The 24,441-nt window shown below is 63.4% G+C and carries 17 protein-coding genes; 10 read left to right on the top strand and 7 right to left on the bottom strand.

The annotated features are described in order from the left end of the window. Positions 1 to 90: 90 nt before the first annotated feature. The 3 genes from AWU82_RS05600 to AWU82_RS05590 all read left to right on the top strand — a co-directional run bounded on the left by AWU82_RS05600 (position 91) and on the right by AWU82_RS05590 (position 3,343). A complete protein-coding gene (locus AWU82_RS05600) occupies positions 91 to 798 on the top strand; it encodes a haloacid dehalogenase type II (RefSeq protein WP_064380946.1) in 708 nt (235 codons plus the stop codon). Between the two features lie 12 nt (positions 799 to 810). Further along, a complete protein-coding gene (locus tag AWU82_RS05595) occupies positions 811 to 1,584 on the top strand; it encodes an aldolase (protein WP_064380944.1) in 774 nt (257 codons plus the stop codon). Between the two features lie 187 nt (positions 1,585 to 1,771). Further along, positions 1,772 to 3,343, top strand: a complete 1,572-nt coding sequence (locus AWU82_RS05590; RefSeq protein ID WP_064380942.1) for a sensor domain-containing diguanylate cyclase — start codon at positions 1,772 to 1,774, stop codon at positions 3,341 to 3,343. A 59-nt stretch (positions 3,344 to 3,402) separates the two neighbouring features. Here the strand turns inward: AWU82_RS05590 and AWU82_RS05585 are convergent, their stop codons facing one another. The 4 genes from AWU82_RS05585 to AWU82_RS05570 all read right to left on the bottom strand — a co-directional run bounded on the left by AWU82_RS05585 (position 3,403) and on the right by AWU82_RS05570 (position 7,772). Beyond that, the gene (locus AWU82_RS05585; protein WP_064380940.1) at positions 3,403 to 3,699 is read right to left on the bottom strand and encodes a hypothetical protein; all 297 of its coding nucleotides are present in this window, start codon (positions 3,697 to 3,699) and stop codon (positions 3,403 to 3,405) included. A 78-nt stretch (positions 3,700 to 3,777) separates the two neighbouring features. Then, positions 3,778 to 6,207, bottom strand: a complete 2,430-nt coding sequence (locus AWU82_RS05580; protein WP_064380938.1) for a TonB-dependent receptor — start codon at positions 6,205 to 6,207, stop codon at positions 3,778 to 3,780. Between the two features lie 99 nt (positions 6,208 to 6,306). Continuing rightward, positions 6,307 to 7,266 carry a FecR domain-containing protein gene (locus tag AWU82_RS05575; protein ID WP_064380936.1) on the bottom strand — a complete coding sequence of 320 codons (960 nt, stop codon included), beginning with the start codon at positions 7,264 to 7,266 and terminating at the stop codon, positions 6,307 to 6,309. Further along, on the bottom strand, positions 7,266 to 7,772 hold the full coding sequence (locus tag AWU82_RS05570) for a sigma-70 family RNA polymerase sigma factor (RefSeq protein WP_064380935.1): 507 nt from the start codon (positions 7,770 to 7,772) through the stop codon (positions 7,266 to 7,268). Before AWU82_RS05570 ends, AWU82_RS05575 begins: the two co-directional genes overlap by 1 nt. Positions 7,773 to 8,012: 240 nt before the next feature. Here AWU82_RS05570 and AWU82_RS05565 point away from each other — a divergent pair, with 240 nt between their 5' ends. Continuing rightward, positions 8,013 to 8,453 (top strand): carboxymuconolactone decarboxylase family protein, encoded by a 441-nt coding sequence (locus tag AWU82_RS05565; protein ID WP_064380932.1) that lies wholly within the window; start codon positions 8,013 to 8,015, stop codon positions 8,451 to 8,453. A 4-nt stretch (positions 8,454 to 8,457) separates the two neighbouring features. Here AWU82_RS05565 and AWU82_RS05560 read toward each other — a convergent pair whose 3' ends face one another. Together AWU82_RS05560 and AWU82_RS05555 are read right to left on the bottom strand one after the other, a co-directional pair. Beyond that, positions 8,458 to 10,050, bottom strand: a complete 1,593-nt coding sequence (locus AWU82_RS05560) for a DHA2 family efflux MFS transporter permease subunit (RefSeq protein WP_064380930.1) — start codon at positions 10,048 to 10,050, stop codon at positions 8,458 to 8,460. After that, positions 10,047 to 11,168 carry an HlyD family secretion protein gene (locus AWU82_RS05555; RefSeq protein WP_064380928.1) on the bottom strand — a complete coding sequence of 374 codons (1,122 nt, stop codon included), beginning with the start codon at positions 11,166 to 11,168 and terminating at the stop codon, positions 10,047 to 10,049. Before AWU82_RS05555 ends, AWU82_RS05560 begins: the two co-directional genes overlap by 4 nt. 237 nt (positions 11,169 to 11,405) lie before the next feature. Between AWU82_RS05555 and AWU82_RS05550 the strand changes: the two genes are divergently transcribed. The 5 genes from AWU82_RS05550 to AWU82_RS05530 all read left to right on the top strand — a co-directional run bounded on the left by AWU82_RS05550 (position 11,406) and on the right by AWU82_RS05530 (position 22,023). Next, positions 11,406 to 13,133 carry a ShlB/FhaC/HecB family hemolysin secretion/activation protein gene (locus tag AWU82_RS05550; RefSeq protein WP_064380927.1) on the top strand — a complete coding sequence of 576 codons (1,728 nt, stop codon included), beginning with the start codon at positions 11,406 to 11,408 and terminating at the stop codon, positions 13,131 to 13,133. A 94-nt stretch (positions 13,134 to 13,227) separates the two neighbouring features. Beyond that, positions 13,228 to 17,697 (top strand): hemagglutinin repeat-containing protein, encoded by a 4,470-nt coding sequence (locus AWU82_RS05545; RefSeq protein WP_064380925.1) that lies wholly within the window; start codon positions 13,228 to 13,230, stop codon positions 17,695 to 17,697. 279 nt (positions 17,698 to 17,976) lie between these two features. Next, positions 17,977 to 18,477 (top strand): sigma-70 family RNA polymerase sigma factor, encoded by a 501-nt coding sequence (locus AWU82_RS05540; RefSeq protein ID WP_039770278.1) that lies wholly within the window; start codon positions 17,977 to 17,979, stop codon positions 18,475 to 18,477. A 40-nt stretch (positions 18,478 to 18,517) separates the two neighbouring features. After that, positions 18,518 to 19,501 carry a FecR family protein gene (locus AWU82_RS05535; protein WP_064380923.1) on the top strand — a complete coding sequence of 328 codons (984 nt, stop codon included), beginning with the start codon at positions 18,518 to 18,520 and terminating at the stop codon, positions 19,499 to 19,501. A 98-nt stretch (positions 19,502 to 19,599) separates the two neighbouring features. Next, a complete protein-coding gene (locus AWU82_RS05530; RefSeq protein ID WP_064380921.1) occupies positions 19,600 to 22,023 on the top strand; it encodes a TonB-dependent siderophore receptor in 2,424 nt (807 codons plus the stop codon). A 133-nt stretch (positions 22,024 to 22,156) separates the two neighbouring features. Here the strand turns inward: AWU82_RS05530 and AWU82_RS05525 are convergent, their stop codons facing one another. Then, on the bottom strand, positions 22,157 to 23,308 hold the full coding sequence (locus AWU82_RS05525; RefSeq protein ID WP_064380919.1) for an MFS transporter: 1,152 nt from the start codon (positions 23,306 to 23,308) through the stop codon (positions 22,157 to 22,159). A 136-nt stretch (positions 23,309 to 23,444) separates the two neighbouring features. Between AWU82_RS05525 and AWU82_RS05520 the strand changes: the two genes are divergently transcribed. Next, on the top strand, positions 23,445 to 24,437 hold the full coding sequence (locus AWU82_RS05520) for a diaminopimelate epimerase (RefSeq protein WP_064384080.1): 993 nt from the start codon (positions 23,445 to 23,447) through the stop codon (positions 24,435 to 24,437). The last annotated feature ends 4 nt before the right edge of the window (positions 24,438 to 24,441 follow it).

Below are 24,441 nucleotides of genomic sequence, written 5' to 3'. Positions count from 1 at the left end.
GTTTGGCAACTGACGGTCGGCTATTTATTTAATTTCACACTATCACCCCGAGTTCATAAGCTGAAGCCCTCACTTGCAGAGGAATTCCCCATGACCTTGATCAACACACCGCGCCCGCAATGGCTGACATTCGATTGCTACGGCACCTTGATTCAATGGGACGAAGGCCTGCGCGCCGTGGCCGAGCGGATCCTCAGCGAAAAGGGCGAACACCGGGTCGATGCCGGGCGCCTGATCGAGGTTTACGACCGCCACGAACATCGCCTGGAACAGACACCGCCGCACCGCTCGTTTCGCGAACTCAGCACCCTCGGCCTGCAACTGGCCCTGGAAGAACTGGGCCTGGCGAGTGCCAGCGAAGACAGTCAGCGCCTGGCCGCCGCGATTCCGCAGATGCCACCGTTTCCCGAGGTCGTCGAGACCCTCGCGCAGCTCAAGGCCAAGGGTTTCAAGCTGTGCATCGTCTCCAACACCGATGACGACATCATCGCCGGCAACGTCGCTCAACTCGGCGGCCATATCGACCGGGTGATCACCGCGCAACAGGCCGGTGCCTACAAACCGGCGCCGCGGCTGTTCGACTACGCTCATGAGCAATTGGGCGTCAGCCGCGATCAGGTGGTGCACATCTGCGCCAGCCCGATGCTCGACCACACGGCGGCCCGCGACATGCATTTTCGCTGCGTATGGATTGATCGAGGGACCGGTCGTCAGTTGCTGCCGGACTATCGACCCGACGCGATCCTCAACACGCTGGACGCAGTTCTTCCGCTGTTCGCATCCCTTGGCTGGTCATAAAGGAGGTTCGCCATGGCCCATACCCTGACCGGCAGCGCCCGACCCGCGCGTTACGCCTCGTTGAACCTCGACAGCGAAGCCGTCATCACCGCTCGCAAAGAGCTGGCGGCGTGCTTTCAACTGGCGGCGCTGCACGGGTTGGAAGAGGGGATCTGCAATCACTTTTCGGCGATGTTGCCGGGGCACGATGACCTGTTTCTGGTCAATCCGTACGGCTATGCGTTTTCCGAAGTCACGCCGCATAACCTGCTGGTCTGCGACGTCGCCGGCAACGTGGTGGACGGCGAGGGTCAGCCGGAAGCGACTGCTTTCTATATTCATGCGCGCCTGCATCAGCGACTGCCCCGAGTAAAAGTCGCGTTCCACACCCACATGCCGAACGCGACGGCGTTGTGCCTGCTGGAGGGGCCGCCGCTGTTGTGGCTGAGCCAGACCGCGCTGAAGTTCTACGGGCGCACGGCGGTGGACGAGCATTACAACGGGCTGGCGCTGGATGAGCGCGAGGGCGACCGGATTGCCGGGGTCATGGGCGAGGCCGACATTCTGTTCCTGAAAAATCACGGGGTGATTGTCGCGGCGCCGACCATCGCTGAAGCCTGGGACGATCTGTATTACCTGGAGCGTGCCGCGCAAGTGCAACTGCTGGCGATGGCCACGCAACGGGTGTTGAAACCGGTGCCGCACGCGGTGGCGCAGCGGGCGTACGAGCAGATGCGCGAGGGCGATCCGGAAAGTGCGCGGGCGCATCTGCACAGTGCGATGCGGCGGTTGGCCCGTCAGGGCTGATGCGGGCAAAAACGGGCAGGCAAAAATAATTTGCGTCGCAGGTCATCCAATTGCACTGCGCGCCGATAGCAACTGGGTCGGGATCGTCGCGAGGGCACTTGGTTGCCCCACACAACCCGGTGGGCTACGCTCACAAGAACAAGGGTTTCGGGCTTTTGCCCCTGTCGTACCTGCCCAGGACACGCTTTTGCCTATCCCCATTCACGATCCGCATCAGGCCCCCGGCGGCACCCTCAAGCGTTTGCCCCTGCGCAAGGCGGCGGTGTTGTTCATCGTTGCCGTGTGTCTGTGCCTGTCCGGTCTGCTGTATTTGCAGATCGAACAGTCGCGGCGCCAGGATCTGGCCAACGCGCAGGTGTCGTCGGCCAACCTGACCCGGGCGATGGCGCAGCAGGCTGAAGACACGTTTCTGGCGGCGGATCTGGTGATGACCAGCCTGGTCGACTGGGTTCAGGAAGATGGCTACGGTGCGGCGCAGAAGCCGCGATTGCAGCGAACCTTCGCGCGGCGAGTGCAACAACTCGAGCAGTTGCACGGCATGTTCCTGTTCGACCGCGAAGGGCAGTGGGTGATTACCTCGTTCCCGGATCTGCCGCGCGGCAATGGCGTGGCCGATCGCGAGTACTTCAAGTTTCACCAGCAGAACGTGTCGGGTGTGGCGCACATCGGCCCGGCGATCCGCAGCCGCGAGAACGGCGAGTGGATCATCCCGATCTCGAAACGGGTCAACGACCGCGCCGGCAATTTCCAGGGCGTGTTGCTGGCCGGGATCAAGATGTCGTACTTCGACAAGTTCTTCAAAAGCTTCAGTCTGGATGACAACGGCACGATGTTTCTCGGCATGACTGACGGCACGTTGCTCGCCCGTCGGCCGTTCGACGAGTCTCTGATCGGCACCTCGCTGGCCAAGGGCGAGATCTATCAGAAGCTGCTGCCCAACGCCTCCGCCGGCACCGCGATGATCGATTCGGTGGTCGACGGTGTGGCGCGTCTTTATGGTTACCGGCAGCTGGAAAGCTACCCGTTGGTGGTCGCGGCGTCTTCGTCCCGGGACACGATCCTCCAGGGCTGGTATGACCGGGCGTTTCAGTCCAGCGTGATCGTGGCGCTGGTGATGCTCGGCGTGGGGCTGTTCGGCTGGGTGTTCATTCATCAGGTGCGCGATGGCGAGCGGATCGAAAAAAACCTGCGCAAGGCCCAGCAGGCGCTGGAACAGATCGCCACCCACGACAGCCTGACCGGACTGGCCAACCGGCGTCTGTTCGAGCGCTCGCTGGAGGTGGAATTTGCCCGCGGTGCGCGGCAGTCGAGCCCGGTCAGCCTGATCATGCTCGATATCGATTTTTTCAAACGCTACAACGATGCCTACGGCCACGTGGCTGGCGACCATTGCCTGACGCAGGTCGCGCAGGTGGTGAAAAACTGCTGCCAGCGCAAGTCCGATCTGGCGGTGCGCTATGGCGGTGAAGAGTTCGCGGTGCTGCTGCCGGACACCGACATCAACGGCGCACTGGCAATTGCCGGGCAGATTCGCCGCAGCGTGATGGACAAGCACATCACCCACAGCGGTTCGCCCACCGGGTATCTCACGGTGAGCCTGGGTTGCTATGCGTTTATTCCGACCGGCAACGACAGCCCGGAACTGTTCATTCAACGCGCGGATGCGGCGCTGTATCAGGCCAAGAACGCCGGCCGCAACCGCGCGGCCGTGCTGTCAATGGACGTTGGCGTTGGCGAACTGATGCGTTCGGATCGCTGACAAAATCGAATCGGTTCAGACACAGGCCATGGCCTTCACCATGACCTGCTCTTGTTCGTTCAGCCGCCCGTGCCACCGCCGGCACCGCCTGTGCCGCCACCGGCCGAACCGGTGCCACCTCCCGCTCCCGAACCGGAACCGGAACCGCTGGCGCCGCCGTTGGTGCCGGTGCCATTGCCTGCGCCGCTACCGCCGGACGGCGAGCCGGGCGTGTTGTCCGGTGGCATGGGCGAGCTGTTGGTGGAGCCGGATTTGGTGCCCGTGGCATCGGCGCCGTCATTGGCGGCGAACGTCGCAGCTGAGCCTGTGGCCAGCAGGCCGATCAATAACAGCGAGGTGAGTTTGCGCGTCATCATGGTTTGTCTCCGGAAAGGGGATTTACCTGATATTGGTCAGACGCGCCGAACCCTTGGTGCCGGCCGGATGACGAGCGGTCAGAAGTCCACGGTGGCCGAAACCTTCAGCGTGCGCGGCGTGCCCTGGGTCAGGTAACCGCCGTTGGCCGAGGCCCAATAGGCTTCGTTGGCGACGTTCTCCAGATTGGCCCGCAGGGTGATCTGCTTTTCATCCAGTTTGAAGGCATAGCGCGTACCCAGGTCGAACCGGTTCCACGCCGGAATGCTCTGGGTATTTGCCGCGTTCAGGTACTGGCCGCCGGTGCGCAACATCCGCGCGCTGAGGGCCGCGCCTTCGAGACCCGGAATGTCCCAGTCGGCGCCGAGGTTGAACTGGAAGCGCGGCACCCCGACGGCGCGGTTGCCGTCATTCACACCGTTGCTGCTGCCTTCCAGTTCAGTCTTCATCACGGTTGCGCCGCTGAGCAGGCGCAGGCCGTCGAGCGGTTCGCCGTAGACGTTGAGTTCCACGCCTTTGTTGGTCTGCTGGCCGTCGACCCGGAAGATTCCGTCCTGGGTGTAGCTCGACGGTTGTTCGATGCGATAGACGCCGAGGTTGGCGCCGTAGCTGCCCATGTCCAGGCGCACGCCGGCTTCGATCTGTTTGCTGCGCACCGGGGCGAAGGTTTCGTCGCGGTTGATCGCGGTGGTCGGCGGCGTCGGGCCTTTGGCCAGGCCTTCGATGCGGTTGGCGTAGAACGACACGTGTTCCCACGGCTTGATCACCAGGCCATAGACCGGGGTAGTAATCGACTCTTCATAACTTGAGGTGCGGGCGCCGGTGGCGGTACTCCAGCCGTCGACTTTCAATTCCTGGCGACGCACGCCGAGGGTCAGCAGGATGCGGTCATCGACGAAGCCGAGGGTGTCGGAAATCGCCTCGCTGCGCAGGGTGTTCTTGCCGGTGATGCGCGGGTCGCTGATGTCGCTGGCGAACGAGGTGGGCGCCGGGCGCGGCTTGTCGGTGACGTTGTACAGGTTGGTGCTGTAGCGCCCGGCGGTGCCGATGGTTTCGAACGCCGAGCGCTGCTCGCCCCAGATGCCCGCCCAGCCGAGGTTCAACTGGTGCGTGACGGGGCCGGTGTCGAAGCGGCCGTTGAGCCCGGCCATGGCGCTCTGGTTGTCCTCGTCGTGGGGTGAATAGAGCATGCCGCCACGGGCGTTGCCGTTGAGGTCGGTGACGGTCAGCGACGAGTACACGCCGTTCTCGCGGGTGTGCTTGGCGCCACCGGACACGTAGGCCGTCCAGTTGTCGTTGAGGTCGTATTCGGCGCGGGCCATGCCGAAGGTGTCTTCGAGTTGCGAATAGCTCCAGCTCTGGGCGTAGCTGGCGTTGGCGTGCGGCACCTTGGGCGCTTTTGCCAGGCTCGAATCGACATAGACCACCGAGCGGCCCTGGTTGATGACCTGCTTCTGATAGCCGAAATCGGTCGAGACCCGCAGGCGATCGCCACGATAGTCCAGGCCGACGCTGAACAGCGACGAGCGCTGGTCTTCGTCATCGACGGCGGTGTCACCTTCGCGCTGCATCAGGTTGACCCGCGCGCCGAAGCGGTTGTCCTCGCCAAAGCGCTGGCCCAGATCCAGATGGCCGCCAACCCGACCGTCGGCGCTGTAGTCGAGGGTGACGCTGCGGGTCGGCGTGTCCATCGCGCGTTTGGGTTGCAGGTTGATCCCGCCGCCGATGCCGCTGCCGCTCGGGGTCACGCCGTTGACGAACGCGTTCGGGCCCTTGAACAGTTCGACCCGATCCAGCGCTTCGACGGCGATGATCTGCCGGGGCAGCACGCCATAGAGACCGTTATAGGAAATGTCATCGGAGGCCAGCGGCAGGCCGCGGATCATGAACATCTGCGAGAAGTTGCCGAAGCCGTTGGACTGGCGCACAGAGGCGTCGTTGAGCAACACATCGCCGACGGTCTGGGCCTGTTGGTCGGCCATGGTCTTGGCGGTGTAACTGGTGACGCTGAAGGGCAGGTCGTTGACCTCCTGGTTGCCGAGCATGCCGATCTGCGCGCGGCGGGCGACCTGTTCGCCGCCGTAGGTGTCACCGCTGTCGTCACGCAGGGCGCTGACGTTGGTGGCGCCCAGTTCCAGCGCGCCGTCCGCCGCAACTTTCGGCGCCACGGTGTAACCGTTGTGGCCGGTGCTGATCAGTTCGAAACCGCTGCCTTCCAGCAACCGGGCAAAACCGCTCTGGGCGGTGTAACTGCCTTGCAGGCCGGGGCTCTGGCGATTGCCCAGTTGCGCCGGATCGAACGACAGTGGCACGCCGACGCTGACCGCAAATTGCGCCAGCACATGGCTGAGCAGGCCGGGGCCGATGTTGACGCTGCGGCTGGCGCTTTCACTGACGCTGTCGGCGGCTTGGGCGGCGCTCGGCAGCAGTGCGCTGAAGGCCAGGGCCAGGCTCAGGTTCAGGGCCTTGAGCGCAAACGTGGCGGGGCGGGGCGATGGCATTGCGGTCATTCGGTGTTCCTGTCGGGGGCGTGGAATCGGAAGGTCTATCCACTCACCGGACGAGTCGCGAAAAGGTATCAGCGAATATTGAAAATATTTTCCGAGGGCTCAGACGCGGGGCTCCACCGACAGCCAATAGCGGGTCAGGCTGTTGATGTTCAGCGGCAGGGTATCGCTGAGCAAACGCAGGCTGGCGTCGGTGTCGCGCAGGGAAAACGCTCCGGATACGCGCATCGCTGCCACGTCCGGATGGCAACGCAGGACGCCGTGACGGTAGCGGCTCAATTCGCCGAGCAATTCGTCCAGACGCATGTTGCTGGCCAGCAGCATGCCTTTGTCCCAGGCCAGGGACGCGGTGTCGAAGGTTTCGCTGCTGTCGAAGCTGTTGAGCTTGAAGCGCTGCCGTTCGCCGGCCTTGAGAATCGCGCTGTGCGTGAGCAGTTGCGGGGTGATCTGGACCTGGCCTTCGAGCACCGACACCTGGCTGCGCGAACCCTCGGTGCGCACGCAGAATCGCGTGCCGAGCGCACGAGCGATGCCTTGTGGGGTTTCGACGATGAACGGGCGGGCGGCAGCATCGCTGGCGGTGTTGATCAGCAGTTCGCCATTGAGCAGCAGCACCCGGCGCTCGGCCGGGCTGTAAGCGATGTTCACGGCGCTGTCGGTGTTGAGCACCAGTTGGGTGCCGTCCGGCAATTGCAGGTTCTTTTGTTCGCCGACGGCGGTGCGCTGTTCGGCTGCCCATTGCTGCCACGGCACATGCTGCGAAGCGATGCCCAGCGGCCCGGCCATCAACAGCAAGCCGAGGCGGGTGAGTGTCTGGCGACGGCTGAGGCCTTCTTTGCGCGAGGCGCGTTTCAAGGTCTGGATCGCGACGTTGGCCGGCACGCTGCGCAAATCCCCCAGCAGCGCTTCGGCCCGTTGCCAGGCCATGGCGTGCTCGGTGCTGCGGCTGCGCCATTGGGCGATGGCCTGATGGTCGGACGGGGTGGCGGTGCCGGAATGCAGTTGCACCAGCCAGTCGGCGGCTTCGCCGAGAATCTGCGGGTTGATCATCGACGAAGGCATCAGGCGACACTCAGGCAGGCAATGAACGCGGCACGCATGTGCCGTTTGACGGTGATCAGCGAAACATTCAGGCGCGTGGCGATCTGCGCGTAGGTCAGGCCTTCGATCTGCGACAGCAGGAAGGTGTCGCGGGTCTGCTCGGGCAGTTCGCGCAGCAGCGCTTCGATGCGCCACAGGGTTTCCAGAATCAGGTAGCGGGTTTCCGGCGACGGCACTTCGGCGGCGGGCAGGTGCGCAATGGTTTCGAGATACGCGCGCTCCAGATCATGCCGCCGCCAACGGTCGATCATCAGGCCTTTGGCGATGTGCGTCAGCAGCGCCCGGGGCTCGCTGCCCAACGGCTTGATCACCTGACGGGTGAGCAGGCGCAAAAACGTGTCGTGCGCCAGATCGGCCGCATCGCAGCGACTGCCCAACTTGCGCTGCAGCCAGCCCTGCAGCCACCCGTGGTGTTCGCTGTAGAGCGTCTGGACTTGCTGATTCAACGGCTGATCGAGGGACGACATGGAGGGCAGGTACTCGTTTCGGGCGTCCGTTGCCAGAGATGCAATCGAGAGTGCGATTAGGGTGCAATTAAGAATTGATCGCATTCTAGTGGCGTGCAACGAGTGCTGGCAATTGCCTATTCACACTTTCTTTTCTGACACCGACGCAGTGGCCTACCCATCTTCCGGGAGATTGGCTATTTGCCGGTCCGGACGCCGGGACTAACGTAGCCCCACATTCACTTGCCCCGGAGATCCCCGATGAAACCTCGTATCGATTTCTACACCGCGTCCCCAGATGCCCTGAAAGCGATGATCGCCCTGGAAACCGCCGTCTCGAAACTGCCGCTGGAAAAGACCCTGATCGAACTGGTCAAGCTGCGCGCTTCGCAGATCAACGGCTGCGCGTTCTGCATCGACATGCACACCGCCGACGCGATCAAGGGCGGCGAAACCCCACGCCGGTTGTTCGCCGTGACCGCGTGGCGTGAAGCGCCGTTTTTCACTGAACGTGAACGCGCCGCGCTGCTGTGGACCGAATCCCTGACCCAACTGAGCCTGACCCACGCCCCGGACGAAGACTACGAAGTGGTCGCTGCGCAGTTCTCGCCCCAGGAAATGGTCGACCTGAGCGTGGCGATCAGCACCATCAACAGCTGGAACCGCCTGGCCGTGGGCTTCCGTAAAACTCCGCAAGCCTGACCGATCAATGTGCATCGGCACTCGGCGCGGCCGGTGGTTGCACCTTGCGCATCAAGGGCACCATCGCCGTGGCGATGCCGAAGCACACCATGATCATCAGGAACGTGTCGCCGTAGGTTTGCGTCTGCGCTTCACGGTAGGTCAGCAGCCACAGCTGACGCAGGCTGGCAGTGAGGCCAACATCGCCGCTCTGACCCAGTGCGGCAAAGTTGCCGCCGACCTGGGCCAGCCACTGATGCACCGCTTCGTTGCTGCTGTTCAGATGCTCCGCCAACCGGGTGAAATGTAGGTTGGTGCGGTCGTTGAGAATGGTCGCGCACGCGGCAATCCCGATTGCACCGCCCAGATTGCGCATCAGGTTGAACAGGCCCGACGCATGTTTCAGCCGCGCGGGTGCCAAGCCCCCTAAAGTCAATGTCACCGCCGGCGGCACCGCCAGTTGCTGGGCAATCCCGCGCAGGGCTTGTGGCAGCAGCAATTCTCCGGCGCCCCAGTCGTGGGTGATCGGACTGAATTCCCACATCGACAAGGCGAACAACGCCAGGCCCGCCATCATGATCCAGCGCAGATCGATGCGGTTGGCGAGAAAGGCGTACAGCGGAATCGCCATGATCTGGAACACCCCGGTGGAGAAAACTGCCAGACCAATGTCCAGCGCGCCGTAGCCGCGCACCCGGCCGAGAAACAGCGGCGTCAGGTAAATCGTCGCGAACAGGCCGATCCCGGTGACGAAGGAAAAGAAGCAGCCGAGGGCGAAATTGCGATCCTTGAGCGCGCGCAGGTCGACGATCGGATTGGCCACGTGCAGCGTGCGGCCGATGAAGGCCAGGCCAGCGAGGCCACTGATCCATGCGGTGGTCAGGATCGTCTGGTCGCTGAACCAGTTCCAGCGCGGGCCTTCTTCGAGGGTGTATTCCAGGCAGCCGAGAAACAGCGCCAGAAACACCATGCTCAAATAGTCCGCGCCCTTGAGCAGCGACAGTTCCGGCTGGTCGATCTTCACCAGCATCGGCACCGCCACGGCGACGAAAATCCCCGGTACCAGATTGATGTAGAACAGCCAGTGCCAGGACGAAATGTCGGTGATCCAGCCGCCGATCACCGGGCCCAACGTCGGTGCCAGCGACGCCACGGCGCCGATGGTCGCGGCAGCAATCACTCGCTGCTTGCCGGTGAAGAAAAAGAACGCCGTGGTGAACACCAGCGGAATCATCGAGCCGCCGAGAAACCCTTGCAGTGCGCGGAAAGCGATCATGCTCTGGATGTTCCAGGCGATGCCGCAGAGCAGGCTGGCGAGGGTGAAGCCGACCGCCGAGGCGCAGAACAGCCAGCGCGTCGAAAACACCCGCGACAGCCAACCCGACAATGGGATCACGATGATTTCGGCAATCAGGTAACTGGTCTGCACCCACGCCGTTTCATCGGTGCCGGCGGACAACCCGCCGCCGATATCGCGCAGCGAGGCCGAGACGATCTGGATATCCAGCAACGCGATGAACATGCCGATGCACATCGTGGCGAAGGCGAACACTTTGGTCGCTGTCGCCATGTTGGCGGCATTGAATGGCTGCGCGGAGGCGGTGAGGGCGGTGCTCATGGCGCGCTGGCCACAGCCGTGGTTTCAGGTTGGGCGCGGGTGTCGACTTCAGCCGTCACCGACAGTCCCGGACGCAGGTGGCCGAGCACGCCGTCGGCCGGGTCGAGCAGGATCCGCACCGGCACGCGCTGAACGATTTTGGTGAAGTTGCCGGTGGCGTTTTCCGGCGGTAGCACGCTGAATTGCGAACCGGTGGCCGGGGCGAGGCTGTCGAGGCGACCGTGGAATTCCTGGCCGGACAACACGTCGGCGCGGATGCTCACGCGCTGGCCGGGTTTCATCCGCGCCAGTTGGTCTTCCTTGAAGTTGGCATCGACCCACAGGCCGCTGGCTGGCACCACCGACAGTTGCTGCGAACCGGCCTGGGCATAAGCGCCGACCCGCGCGCGGCGGTTGCCGATCACGCCGTCGACCGGGGCGCGCAGTTCGGTGTAGCCGAGGTTGAGTTGTGCCAGATCACGCTCGGCCCGTGCTTGCTGGAGGGCGGCGCGGGCCTGTTGTTTCTGGGTTTCGATCACGGTGAGCTGGCGTTGCGCGGCCAGCAATTCGGCCTGGGCTTTGGCGCTCAAGGCTTGCGCGGTCTTGAAGGTGGCGTCGGCCCGTTGCGCGCTTTCCACCGAGACCGCGTTGGTGGTCACCAGACGTTTGTATCGTGCGTTGTCATCCCGCGAACGGGCGGTTTCGGCGCTGGCGGCATCGATGCCAGCGCGGGCCTGACCGATCACCGCTTGCTGCAGTTGTTCGGTGGCGTCGAGGTTGGCCAGTAGCGCTTCCTCGGCGGCGACCGCGCCTTCGGCCTTGGCCAGATTGGCGCGGTAGTCGCGGGCGTCGAGGCGGATCAGCACGTCGCCGGCCTTCACCTTCTGGTTGTCGCTGACCAGTACTTCCTCGATGTAACCGGCGACTTTCGGCCCGATCACCGTGACGTCGCCGCCGATGTAGGCATCGTCGGTTTCCTCGAGAAATCGCCCCGTGCCCCACCAATGCACGGCATACAACCCGGCGAATACCAGCGCAGCCAGTCCCGCAGTCGGCAACAGCAGGCGTTTGAGCAGGGGAGGTTTGGGGGCGCTGACCGGAGCGGCGAGATCGGGTTCTACGGTGGGCATGCTGGTCATGGCGTAATACCTGGGAAAGCGAAGTGGCTATTACGGTCGTAATATGACGTGAGTAATATTTTGTGGCAATTGATTTTTATCGCCGGTCGTCAGATGAATCTTGTTGAAAGCAAAAGTTGATCATTTGTTTAAGAAATGTAAGCACTGTAGGAAGCGTCTTGCATTTGTGTAGGAAGGCTCTGACTATCACCGCAATTGATGGGGTGGCATTACGCCAGTTGATTGCAAGGATGTTGAGTGCCGTATTCGCTTTGCGCTGTTTCTCGAAGTCGTTCCCTGCCGCGCCCGCTGTTGTCGGCCTTGTTGTTGAGTGTGTGTGCGCCCAGCGTTCTCGCCGCCGAAACTCCAGCCCCTGGCCAGGAAGTGCTGCGCCAGCAGCAACTGCAACAGCGTGACCTGCAACAACTGCAACTCGAACAGCGCAAACGCCAGCTGGAGCGCGGCGCGTTTGGCCCGACGCCGGTCAATCCGGCCATTCCTGAGTCGATCAAACCTGATGAGCGCTGCTGGCCCTTGAGTGGTACGCGCATCGGCGGTGTGACGCTGATCGATAAAGACAAACTCAACGCCCGGATCAAACCGCTGCTGGCACCGTGCATGGGCGTCGGCCAGATCAACCATTTGCTGGCGACCATCACCGCGCTGTACGTGGAGAAGGGTTATATCGCCAGCCGGCCATACCTGAGCAGCGCTCCAGCGGCGGGGCAATCGCTGGATATCCTGATCGACGAAGGCTACATCGAGTCCATCGAGCTGGCCGACCAAAGCCTGCCAGTGTCGCTCGGCGGGGCGTTCCCCGGAATGCTCGGCAAACCGCTGAACCTGCGGGATCTGGAGCAGGGACTGGATCAGTTGAACCGCCTGCGCTCGCTTGATCTGACCGCCGACATCGCTCCCGGCAGCCAGCCCGGTGCGTCAAAAATCATCTTGCGCTCACGTACTTCCGGGCAGTCACGCTGGGCCCTCGGTGCCGGTTTCGACAACCTCGGCAGCGCCAGCACCGGTCGTGATCGCGACACGCTGAGCCTGACCCTCGACAGCCCGCTGGAACTCAACGACCTGTTGAGCCTCAGCGCCAGCGACACCCTCAATCAGGGCGACCGCTACAGCCGCAACGTCAGCCTCTACTACGCGATCCCCTACGGGTACTGGACGTTCAGCACCTTCGCCAGCCACGCCGAATACCGCGCGCCGTTCAAGCTCAGCACGGCGACCCTGTACAGCACCGGCATCACCGATCAGCTCAGCATGCGCGCCGACCGCGTGCTTTGGCGCGATCAGAGTCATCAGCTCAGCGCCAATCTGCAACTGGCGCACAAGGACGTCGACAGCTATCTGGAAAACGTCCGCCTCGGCATTCAGAGCCCGACCCTGACCGTGGCCGAAGCCGGGCTCAATCTGTTCTGGCTCGACCGCGCGGTGTGGAACCTCGACGTCAATTACGCCCAGGGTATGCGTTGGTTCGGCGCCGACGACGATGCCGATCGCCAGGTCAAGAACCTGCCCAAGGCACAGTTTCGCAAGTACCGCGCCGGCCTCAGCCAGTGGCGCAACGGCCAGCTCGGCGCGCAAGCCTGGCAATGGCAGAGCCAACTCAATTTGCAGTACAGCCCGGATCCGTTGCCGGCGATCGAACAGTTGCTCGGCACCGATGATTCCGCCGTGCGCGGTTACCGGGTCAGCAGCGCGTCCGGCGCCAGCGGCGCGATCTGGCGCAACACCTTGCGCCTGCCGCTGCGTAGCGATTTGCCGGTGCAGCTCACTCCGCGCGTCGGCCTCGACCACGGCTGGATCAAGGCCGATCACGGCGCCCCAGTTCAACGCCTGAGTGGCGCCAGCATCGGCCTCAACCTGGGCTGGAAAAACCTGCAGGTGGATGTCGATTACCAACGCAGCCTGAACACCCCGACCGGCCTGCGCCGCGAGCCTGACACCTGGTTGATGCGGGTCGGATTGCAGATATGAACGTCATTGAACAACAGCCATCGGACCTGAGCGCGACAGCCGTGGCCTTTAACTCAACGCGCAACGTGATGCCGCACTACATGGAGAGTTTTTTATGCCAATGAATACCTTTGCGTTTCATCTTTCCCCACGGGGCAAACTGCGCTGGGCCATCGCCAGCCTGTTCCTGGTTGCTCACCTGCCGGGCGCCATGGCCGGCGGTGTGGTGGTCGCGCCCGGCCCCGGCGGCACCGCGCAACTGCAAACCCAGGGTGGCGTCCCGATCGTCAACATCGTCGCGCCCAACGGCTCAGGCCTGTCGCATAACCAGTTCCTCGACTACAACGTCGACCGTCAGGGTCTGGTGCTGAACAACGCCCTTCAGGCCGGGCAATCGCAGCTCGCCGGGCAACTGGCGGCCAACCCGCAATTGCAGGGCCAGGCCGCGAGCGTGATCCTCAACGAAGTGATCAGCCGCAACCCGTCGGCCATCAACGGCGCCCAGGAAATCTTCGGTCGCGCCGCCGACTACGTGCTCGCCAACCCGAACGGCATTTCGGTGAACGGCGGCAGCTTCATCAACACGCCGAACGCCAATCTGCTGGTCGGCCGGCCCGAGCTGAACGACGGCAAGCTGCAAGCCCTGAGCACCCGCGACGCCACCGGTCAGTTGCAGATCCAGAGCGGCGGCCTGCGCAACGGCGAAGGTTCGATCAACCTGATCGCCCCGCGCATCGACAGCCAGGGCGCGATCACTGCACGCGATCAACTGAACCTCACCGTCGGACGCAATCAGATCGACTACGCCAGCGGCCAGGTGAAAGCCGTGGACCCGGCGGGCAACACCACCGATCAACGGATCGACGCCAGCCTGTTCGGCGCGATGCAGGCCGGGCGCATCAACATCGTCAGCACCGCTGAAGGCGCGGGCGTGAAGGTCGGCGCGGTGCAAGTCGCCGGACGTGAAGGCGTGCAGATTCGTTCGGCGGGCGACTTGAGCGTCAGCGGCCAGGCGATCCCGGACAGCCTCGACGTGACCCGTGCCGGCATTCGCAGCAGCCAGGGCGACGTCGGCCTGCACAGCGGCAAGGACCTGACGCTGGCCGCCACCGATGTCAGCGGTCGCGACGTGAAGGTCGAGGCCAAACGCAACCTGACCCTGACCACCGTCGAAAGCCGCAAGCTCCAGGAGCAGCGCGAGAACTGGAACAACAGCACCATCGGCATCACCTGGGAAACCTACGAGCGGACCAAGACCGACAGCGATTCGCGCCAGCACGGCAGCCAGATCGTCGCCAGCCGCGACGCGCAACTGTCGTCCGGCAAAGACACCGAGCTGAAAGCCGCCAAGGTCGAAGCGAAGAACAACCTCAGCGTGCAAAGCGGCGGCGATCTGCGCCTGACCGCTGCCACTGAAAGCCACACCCAGACCGACCAGGGCAAACACCGCAAACACCTGTGGAAAGCCGATTGGGACAGCAGCAGCGAAGAACAGCGCAGCGTCACCAGCCAGTTAAAGGCCGGCAACATTGCCCTGCAGACCGCGGCACTGTTGCGCTCCGAAGGCGCTGAACTGAACAGCGCCGGCGATCTGCAACTGGCCGGCAAACAAGTGGAAATCACCACCGCGACCCGCACCAATCGCAGCAGCGACAACCGCTATTCCGGTGACCTGGTCGGCGGCGGTTTCTTCGGCAAGACCGGCGACGCCGACAAGGGCCAGACCCAGCATCAGGGCAGCAAGATCAACGCGGCCGGCAAACTGGTGGTCAAGGCGGACGACGTGCGCATCAGCGGCAGTCAGGTGCGTGGCGCCAAGGACGCCAGCGTGATCAGCGACAACGGTTCGCTGACCATCGACGGCGTGCAGGACACCTCGCACAGCAACAATCACGACAAGGACAGCAAGTTCTTCGGCATCAGCAAGGACGAGTCCCGGCAGAACAGCAAGGACAGCACCACGGTGCGCAGCGAGCTGGCTTCCGACAGCAACCTCAAGCTGAAAAGCGCCAAGGACATCGAAGTCGCCGGTTCCACGGTCAAGGCCGGCGGTTCGCTGACGGCAGATGCGGCGGGTGATGTGAATGTGCATTCGACGCAGAACACCCACGGCAGCAACAACAGCACACAGACCCGCGGCTTCGACGCTTACGCCAAGGAGCAAACGGCGGAGCAGTATCGCGCCGGCGTGCATTACCAAGACAAGGCGCAAACCGTCACCGCCAGCGACGTCACTCAGCAGGGCTCCAGCCTCAGCGGCGGCACTGTGCAAGTGAAGGCGGGCGGCGACGTGACGCTCAAGGGCGCCGAGGTGAAATCCACCGCCGGCGACACCAGCCTGAGCGGCAAGAACGTCTCGCTGCTGGCCGAGCAGGACAGCCACAGCACCTCGACCGAAACCCGCAGCACTGGCGGCGGTTTCTACTACACCGGCGGGCTCGACCGCGCCGGCAGCGGCGTGGATTTCTCGCACAGCACTTCTCAAGACACCACTGCTACAACCACTGCGCAAACCACCGGCGTGCAGAGCAGCGGCAGCCTGAACATCAACGCTGAGAAACTCGCCACCGAAGGCGCGCAACTCAAGGCCGGCAACGGTCTGAACGTCGCCGCCAACGAAGTCGACAACCGTGCCGCCAGCAACACCGAAAGCAGCACTCACAGCGAGAGCAACTGGTCGGCCGACATCGGCGCCAACGTCGAGTACAAAGACATCGCCCGGCCAATTGCCGGCGCGGTGAAAGAAGTACTCGACGGCAAGGTGCCGGACAAGGACGCACTGGCCAATCTCGGCCAGCCGAACGTCGGTATCGACGTGGCAATCGGTCATGCCAGCGCGGATAAAACCGAGCAGGGCAGCAATGCCGTGGTCAGCCGGTTCGACGGCCAGACCGTGGACGTGAAGGTCGGCGGCACGCTGCACGACCAGGGCACTCAGTACAACGCCAGCGCCGGCAAAGTGAACATCAGCGCCGACAAACTGGTGGCCGATGCGGCCAGCAACACCCGCAGCAGCACCGAAAAAACGGTGGATGCCAAGGTCGACGTGCGCGTCTACACCAAGACCGGTGAAGACGTGAACGTGGCCGGCAGCGGCGCGGGGGGCAGCAGCCAGTCGAGCAAGGACAGCTCCACCGCGGTGGTCGGCGGTTACGCTGGCAACCAGGGCGTGAACATCCATGTCGGCGGCGATGCCCAGTTCGAAGGCAGCCGTTTCGACGGCGGGCAGGGCGGTGTCAGCATCAAGACCGGCGGCGATCTGGCTCTCAATCAGGCCAACAACCGCCAGAGCAGCGACAGCTCCAGCCTGCGTGGCAACGGCTCGCTGACCGTCGGCACCTTGCCGGGCACTGACGGCACCAACATCGATCTCGGCGCCGGGTTCCAGCTCGATCACAAAGGCCACCAGAACACCGACAGCCAGGCGCATGTCGCCAGTATCAGCGGCAACGGCCCGGTGCAACTGAGCAGCGGCGGTAATCAGGTGCAGCAAGGCACGAAGATCGACAGCGCTGGTGCTATCGACCTCAAAGCTGGCGGCAAACTCGATCTGCAAGCAGCTACCGATTCGCACGTCGCCACCGGCAGCAATCTCGGCGGCGGCCTGAAGGCCGGCGGCAGCAAAACCAGCAGCGAGAAGAGCCGCGATCAGGGCGGCAACCTCAGCGGCAACTTCAACATCGGTCGGGTCAACGAGAACACCCAGACCCTCACCGGTGGTCAGCTCAACAGCCAGAACGGCATCGCCCTGAGCGGCGATTCAGTGCGCCTGCAGGGCACTCAGGTCAGCGCGCCAAACGTCAGCATCGACGCGCAGAAGGGCGGTTTCGTTCAGGAATCCGCGCAGTCCACCGACAACCGCAACAACTGGAACGTCGCGTTGAATGCCGGTGGCAATCTGAGCAAAAGCACACCGACCGCCGCCGATGAAAAAGTCAGCAGCGATCACGGTTTCAATGCCGGAGCCAAAGTCGGCGTGGACTACCTGCAAGGCACTACCCAGCAGAACAGCCAGATCAAGGCCGACACGGTGGTGTTGAACAGTGGCGGTGATGCGAGCCTGAACGCTGCGCGGATTGATGCGCGCAATGTCAGCGGCAAAGTGGCGGGTGATCTGTCGGTCGAAAGCCGTCAGGACTCCAGCTCTCACGCCAAGGTCGATGTCGATCTGGGCCTGACCGCCAAGAAGACCCCGGCCGACGACAAGGGCAAACTGGCTGGCACCGACTACAAGGCAACGCTGAAAGCCGATGGCGAATACGCACACAAGGACAGCGTGAAACAGGCGTCCGGTATCAGTGCTGGTCAGGGTGTGAATCTCACCGTCGGCGGCGCTACCCAGCTGACCGGCGCGCGGATTTCCGCCACCGAAGGCAAGGTCGATCTGGGCGGCTCGAAAGTCAGCAGCAGCGACCTGAGCAACCTCGACTACGGCGTAAAAGCCGGCCTGGATCTGCCGCACAAAACCGAAGAAAACGCACCGAAGGTGTCCCTTGAAAACGGCAACCTGAAAGTTGGTCCGGTGACCCTGAGCGGTCATTTCGACAGCCAGGCAACTCAAGCGGGTATTGACGAAAAAGGCTGAGCCGCCATGCATCAAGGGCTGTTCAGCCAGAGTGGCTTGGCAGCCTGGCGGGATGGAAACTGCACCGCGACTGTCGCGGTGCTTTTCATTAGAACCATGGACGGTGAATACCAGGGGGCTTGGTACGCGGGTGGTTCTGCCCACGCAAGGCAGGGATTGCCGCGAATTAGAGCGCCGAAGGGATAGAGGAAAACAGCTTCGTCGGCACACCCGAGGAATCCATTGCTTCGCCTTAATAGGAAGCATTACTATTCACGCCCCTTTCTTCAGCACGCCGCAATGATCCCCATGCTGCCCCGCAGACCCGGCTTTCTTGAGCATTACGAAGAGTTGATCGGCACCTGGACCCGTCGCCTGCGCAATCGCTCGCAGGCCGAGGATCTGGCGCACGACACCTTTGTGCGGGTGCTCGAATCCGATTCGTCGGCGGTACAGCAACCCCGGGCGTATTTGCACCAGACCGCGCGCAATATCGCGGTGGACGGCTATCGGCGTGAGGACCGGCGGGGCGCCATGGAGTCGGAGGCGATCGATCTCAGTGAGGCGCCGACCGGCGACCCGGAGCATTACATGCATGCGATCCAGCTGGCCGATTCCATCGAACGCGCGCTCACGGAGCTTCCGGTCAACTGCCGACGGATTTTCGTCTGGCAGAAGATCGAAGGCCTGACCCAGGCGGAAATCGCCGAGCGCCTGGGCCTGTCCAGGAACATGGTGGAAAAGTATATGATCCGCACCCTGCGGCATCTGCGTGATCGCCTGGACGGGGCGCAATCATGAGCCGCGGCGTCTTTTCACCCCCAGCCAAACAGGACATTCCATGACGGATACTCGTGATTGCGCGTGCGGGCAAACAACGGTGCGCGATGACGCGGCAGGCTGGTTTGTGCGTTTGCAGGAGCCGACCGTCAGCGTCGACGAACAGCAGCGCTTCGACGCGTGGCTGAACGAACATCCGCAGCACCGTGACGAATTCCAGTTGCTGCAAGGCTTGTGGACGGCGGCGGATCTGCTGCCGGCGCCACGGCTTAAAGCTTTGTGCGAAACCCCGCCGACGCGGCGCGAACGCCGTCCGTTGTTGCGTTATGCCGTGGCGGCCAGCGTAGTCGCGGTGGCGCTCGGGCTCGGGCTGTTCAGCGGTTTGAATCACCCGCAAGGTTACAGCGCCGAATTCGCCACCGCGCTGGGCGAGCGCAAGCATGTGGCGCTGCCGGACGGTTCGGTGATCGACCTCAACAGCCGCAGCCGTTTGCAGGTACGTTTCGAAAAGGATCGGCGTCTCATCGAGCTGACCGAAGGCGAAGCGATGTTCAGCGTCGAGCACGACACGTCCCGCCCGTTCGTGGTCGAGGCCGGCAGCGGCAAGGTCACGGTCACCGGCACCCGTTTCGATGTGCGGCGCGACGTGACCCAGACTCGGGTCGCGGTGGAGCAGGGCACTGTCAAGGTGCAGGGCCGGGATGCGGCCGATGCCGATTTCATCAGTCTCACTGCCGGCCTTGGCACGCGGGTCGATGCCCAGGGCAAAGTGGCGCCAGCCTACGCGGTCAACCCGGTGGAACTGACGGCCTGGCGCAGCGGCAAACTGGTGTTCAACAACGCCAGCCTCAGCGAAGTTGCCGAGGAAGTGTCGCGTTATCGCGACAAGCCGCTGAAAGTCGCCAACCCGGCCGTGGCCAATTTGCGCCTGACCAGCGTGTTCAAATCCGACAACACCGATGCCTTGCTCAAGGCCTTGCCGAGCATCCTTCCGGTGGCCGTGCGCACCCTTGCCGACGGCAGCCAGGAAATAATTTCAAAATAAAATTCAGGTTTTTTTCGAGTTCGTCGTCTTCCTGTTCAACTGCAACTGGTTTGCATTAACAGCCGCACACTCTTGCGATCCACAGGACTCCGTTCGACGTGAAAAACTCCACCGCCAACAACAAAAAATCTCCTTGGTTACCGCTGGCGCTTGCGCTGGCGGTCAACGCCGCCGTGCCGATGGCTTTTGCCGCCGAAGCCATTCACATCCGCGCACAGCCGCTGGGCCAGGCCCTGAGCGAACTGGGTCAGCAAACGTCATTGCAGGTGTTTTTCAGCCCGGACCTGGTCGCCGGCAAACAGGCGCCAGCGGTGGACGGTAACCTTTCTCCGGAGCAGGCCCTGCGCCAATTGCTGCAAGGCAGCGGCCTGGATTATCAGATCAATGAAGGCTCGGTGACTTTGTCACCGGCCCCGACTTCCGCTGCCAGCGGCCCGCTGGAACTGGGCGTGACCGACATCAAGGTGGTCGGCGACTGGCTCGGCGACGCCGACGCCGCCGTGGTGCAGAACCACCCCGGCGCGCGCACGGTGATCCGCCGTGAAGCGATGGTCGAGCAGGGCGCGATGAACGTCGGCGACGTGCTGCGCCGCGTGCCGGGTGTGCAGGTGCAGGAAGCCAACGGCACCGGCGGCAGCGACATATCGCTGAACGTCGGCGTGCGGGGTTTGACGTCGCGCCTGTCGCCACGCTCCACGGTGTTGATCGACGGCGTGCCGGCCGCGTTTGCGCCGTACGGCCAGCCACAACTGTCGATGGCGCCGATTTCTTCCGGCAACCTCGACAGCATCGACGTGGTCCGTGGTGCCGGCTCCGTGCGTTACGGGCCGCAGAACGTCGGCGGTGTCATCAACTTCGTGACCCGCGCGATCCCGGAAAAAACCACCGGTGAAATCGGCACCACCCTGGAAACCTCGCAGCATGGTGGCTGGAAACACATCGACACCGCGTTCCTCGGCGGTACCGCCGACAACGGCATCGGCATGGCGCTGTTGTATTCGGGCGTCAACGGCAACGGTTACCGCGAGCGCAACAACGGCAACGACATCGACGACGTGATCCTCAAGACCCATTGGGCGCCGACCGATCAGGACGATTTCAGCCTCAACTTTCACTACTACGACGCCAGCGCGGACATGCCCGGCGGCCTGACGCAGAAGCAGTACGACGACAAACCGTTCCAGTCCGACCGCGACTACGACGGCTTCAGCGGCCGCCGCAAGGACGTGTCGTTCAAGTGGATCCGGCAGATCGACGAGCGTACCCAGGCGGAAGTGCTGACCTACTATTCCGACAGCTTTCGCGGCAGCACCATCGCCGCTCGCGATCAGAAAACCCTCAGCTCGTTTCCGCGCTCCTATTACACGCTGGGCATCGAGCCGCGCGTTTCGCGTGTGTTCGACGTCGGCCCGACCACTCAGGAAGTCAGCGTCGGTTACCGTTATTTGAAAGAGGCGATGCACGAGCAGTCGAGCCGTCTGGCGCTGGTCAACAATGTGCCAGTGGTCACCCAGACCTCCGACGGTCATGTGTTCCAGGACCGCACCGGTGGCACCGAGGCCAACTCGGTGTACATCGACAACAAGATCGACGTCGGCAACTGGACCGTGACTCCGGGCATTCGCTTCGAACACATCAGCACCGACTGGCATGATCGCGCCGTGCTCGACACCGCCGGCAAACGCGTGCCGGAAAAAAACCGCAGCATCGAAAGCAACGAGCCGCTGCCGGCCCTGAGCGTGATGTATCACCTGTCCGATGCGTGGAAGCTGTTCGCCAACTACGAGACCTCGTTCGGCAGCCTGCAGTACTTCCAGCTCGGCCAGGGCGGCTCGGGTGACCAGACCGCCAATGGTCTGGAGCCGGAGAAAGCCAAGACCTACGAAATCGGCACGCGCTACAGCGATGACGTGTGGGGCGGGGAAGTGACGCTGTTCTACATCGACTTCGATGACGAACTGCAATACATCAGCAACGACGTGGGCTGGACCAACCTCGGCGCGACCAAGCACCAGGGTATCGAAGCGTCGGTGCACTACGACATGGCGGCGCTTGACCCGCGCCTTGATGGCCTGACCGCCAACGCCGGTTTCACTTACACCCGCGCGACCTACGAAGGCGAGATTCCGGGCTTCAAGGGCCGCGACCTGCCGTTCTACTCGCGTCAGGTGGCGACCGTCGGCCTGCGTTACGACATCAACCGCTGGACCTACAACATCGACGGCTTCGCCCAGTCCAAACAGCGCTCGCCGGGCACCGGCGTGAATGCTGATGGCAGCTTCAATGGCAATTACATCACCGAAGGCACGGCGGACGGGCAGTACGGCGACATTCCGGGCTACGTGACCTGGAACGTGCGCGGCGGCTATGACTTCGGTCCGCAGCTGTCGAACCTGAAGCTCGGCGCCGGGGTGAAGAACATCTTCGACAAGCAGTACTTCACCCGCTCCAGCGACAACAACTCGGGGATCTACGTGGGCACGCCGCGGACGTTCTTCGTGCAGGCCAGCGTAGGCTTCTGATCTGCACTGATGGTTCCTCCGTCGAACCGTCTGCGTGGGAACACCTCCGCGTCCGCTTTTCTTGGGACGCGGAGCGTCCCTGGCTGCGTTCCCACGCAGAGCGTGGGAACGATCTGAACACATCAGATCAGGCTCAGACCTTCAGAGCTTTCCCGCCAATCGCCACCGCTACCAGCAACGTCGCCATCAACCCGAAGGCAAAACTCAGGCTGCTGGCGTGGGCGACAAAGCCGATCACCGCCGGCCCCGCCAGAATCCCCGCATACCCCAACGTAGTGATTGCCGGCACCGCGATGCTTTCCGGCATCACCGTCTGCTTGCCCACCGCGGTGTACAGCACTGGCACGATGTTCGAACAGCCAGCACCGACCAGCGCATAACCGAGCAGCGCGGCTTGCCAGCTCGGGGCGAAGGTCGCCAGAAACAGTCCCGCCGCCGCCAGCAGACCGCCAAACAGAATGATCCGGGTTGCGCCCAATGCCCGGACAATCCGGTCACCGGTCAAACGACCGGCCGTCATGGTCAATGCGAACGCTGCGTAACCCAATCCCGCATAGGCCGTGTCGATTCCGCGCTCCTGCGCCAGGAACACCGCGCTCCAGTCCAGCGCTGCGCCTTCAGTGAGGAACACGATGAAGCACATGCCGCCGATGAACAGCACAATCCCGTGGGGCACCGCGAACGCCGGGCCGGTGCTTTCACTGCCGTAAGGCAACATGTGCGGCACCGCCTTGAACAGCGCGGCGATCAACACCACGACCACCACCAGCATCGCCGCCAATGGCGACAGCCCGAGACCGAGCAGGGCGCTCACGCCCGCTGCACCGACGATCCCGCCGAGGCTGAACAGGCCGTGGAACCCCGACATCATGTTCTTGCCGCTGGCCCGCTCGACGATCACCGCTTGCAGGTTCACCGTCGAATCCACCGTACCGAGCCCGGCGCCGAACATGAACAACGTGGCGATCAGCGCCGGAATCGACGACACCGTCGCCAGCAACGGCAATGCCGCGCAGATCAGCAGCGTGCCGCCGGTGGCCACCTTCCGACAGCCGAACCGGGTGGCCAGAATCCCCGCCAGCGGCATTGCCAGAATCGAACCGACGCCCAGGCACAGCAACAGCAACCCCAGCGTCCCTTCATCGAGCCCGGCGCGCGCCTTGGCGTAGGGCACCAGCGGCGCCCACGCGGCGATGCCGAGCCCGGCGATGAAGAAGGCGATGCGCGTGGACATCTGTTCGAGGCGTCCGGGAACGAACGTGTCTTGAGGGGTGAGGCTGGTCATAACGATCCTTGGCAAAAAACGTTTCAGCAGCGGACATCCTTGCACAGCTCTTTCGATGGAGCGAGCCCGCTCGCGTCTGCAGGGCGTTGCGATTTACAGTGGCGTCCCTGTCGACGGGAAAAACAAGGGCGGGTTCATGACGCAGTTCTACGATGCACGGGGCAATATCTACGGGGTCGTTTCGCCTCGGGCGCTACGCGATGCCGGTATCGACTTACCGACCAGCGCCGCGCAATGCGCGTCGTCGCGCCAGACGTGGAGTACCGCAGCCATCGCGCAGTGTTGCGATTGGCCCGACGGTCAACGTCCCGTCGGCAGCAAATCCCATCGCAGCGATGGCCTGTTGATCGGCCCGTTTCAATCCGCGCCCCCCTTCGACCTGCTGATCGTCAACACCGACGGCACGCTGGCCGAGCGCAGCGGCAACGGCCTGACGATTTTCTCCCGGGCGCTGCTTGAACAAGGGCTGATGCCGGAGGAGGGGGCGACGCTGCGGGTGCATCACGACAAACAGGATGCGCCATCACCCGTGCCGACCTCGGTCAAACCAGCGCAGGTGGCGGGCGTGCACGGCTTTTGGCTGGACCTCGGCCAGCCCGGTTTCGGCCCGGTGGCCGTCGGTGCGCTTGGGGTTGAACCGGTGCCGTTCAACGGCGTGGAGGTCAACCGTGTTCGGCCGTTGGCGCAACTCGATCCCGCCTGGGCGCACAGCCAGTTTGTGCGGATCGGTAATCCACATTGCGTGACGCTGGTGCAGGATGAAGCCGCACTGCCGAGCAACGCGCAGATGCTTGAACCGCCGCTGGCGGACAGTCTGACCGCTATCGCCTATGCCATGCCCACCGGCGCCGGCCAGCCGTGCCCGGCCGGGGTCAACCTGCAATGGGCGACGCGCGCCGGGGATCAGCGCATTGTGGCGCGGGTGTTCGAACGGGGCGAGGGACCGACCGCTTCCTCAGGCACCAGCGCCAGCGCGGTGGCGAGCGCTGCATGGCGAGTGGGTTGGGTGTCGGCGGGAGAGGTGCAAGTGGTGATGCCGGGCGGTACGGCGCCGATTTTGCTGGAGGAGCGCGATGACGAGTTGGCCGGCGTGCGCCTGTTCGGCACTGCAATGCGAAATGAAACATAGCTGA

Origin of the sequence: Pseudomonas glycinae (genome assembly GCF_001594225.2) — a bacterium.
Lineage (GTDB): Bacteria > Pseudomonadota > Gammaproteobacteria > Pseudomonadales > Pseudomonadaceae > Aquipseudomonas > Aquipseudomonas glycinae.
This window is presented reverse-complemented; position numbering and strand designations above follow the sequence as displayed.

Excerpts from the sequence above, each read along its gene's own strand:
- AWU82_RS05600 (WP_064380946.1), top strand. The coding sequence starts at position 91 with ATGACCTTGATCAACACACCGCGCCCGCAATGGCTGACATTCGATTGC.
- AWU82_RS05595 (WP_064380944.1), top strand. The coding sequence starts at position 811 with ATGGCCCATACCCTGACCGGCAGCGCCCGACCCGCGCGTTACGCCTCG.
- AWU82_RS05585 (WP_064380940.1), bottom strand. The coding sequence starts at position 3,699 with ATGATGACGCGCAAACTCACCTCGCTGTTATTGATCGGCCTGCTGGCC.
- AWU82_RS05580 (WP_064380938.1), bottom strand. The coding sequence starts at position 6,207 with ATGACCGCAATGCCATCGCCCCGCCCCGCCACGTTTGCGCTCAAGGCC.
- AWU82_RS05575 (WP_064380936.1), bottom strand. The coding sequence starts at position 7,266 with ATGCCTTCGTCGATGATCAACCCGCAGATTCTCGGCGAAGCCGCCGAC.
- AWU82_RS05570 (WP_064380935.1), bottom strand. The coding sequence starts at position 7,772 with ATGTCGTCCCTCGATCAGCCGTTGAATCAGCAAGTCCAGACGCTCTAC.
- AWU82_RS05565 (WP_064380932.1), top strand. The coding sequence starts at position 8,013 with ATGAAACCTCGTATCGATTTCTACACCGCGTCCCCAGATGCCCTGAAA.
- AWU82_RS05560 (WP_064380930.1), bottom strand. The coding sequence starts at position 10,050 with ATGAGCACCGCCCTCACCGCCTCCGCGCAGCCATTCAATGCCGCCAAC.
- AWU82_RS05555 (WP_064380928.1), bottom strand. The coding sequence starts at position 11,168 with ATGACCAGCATGCCCACCGTAGAACCCGATCTCGCCGCTCCGGTCAGC.
- AWU82_RS05545 (WP_064380925.1), top strand. The coding sequence starts at position 13,228 with ATGCCAATGAATACCTTTGCGTTTCATCTTTCCCCACGGGGCAAACTG.
- AWU82_RS05540 (WP_039770278.1), top strand. The coding sequence starts at position 17,977 with ATGATCCCCATGCTGCCCCGCAGACCCGGCTTTCTTGAGCATTACGAA.
- AWU82_RS05535 (WP_064380923.1), top strand. The coding sequence starts at position 18,518 with ATGACGGATACTCGTGATTGCGCGTGCGGGCAAACAACGGTGCGCGAT.
- AWU82_RS05525 (WP_064380919.1), bottom strand. The coding sequence starts at position 23,308 with ATGACCAGCCTCACCCCTCAAGACACGTTCGTTCCCGGACGCCTCGAA.
- AWU82_RS05520 (WP_064384080.1), top strand. The coding sequence starts at position 23,445 with ATGACGCAGTTCTACGATGCACGGGGCAATATCTACGGGGTCGTTTCG.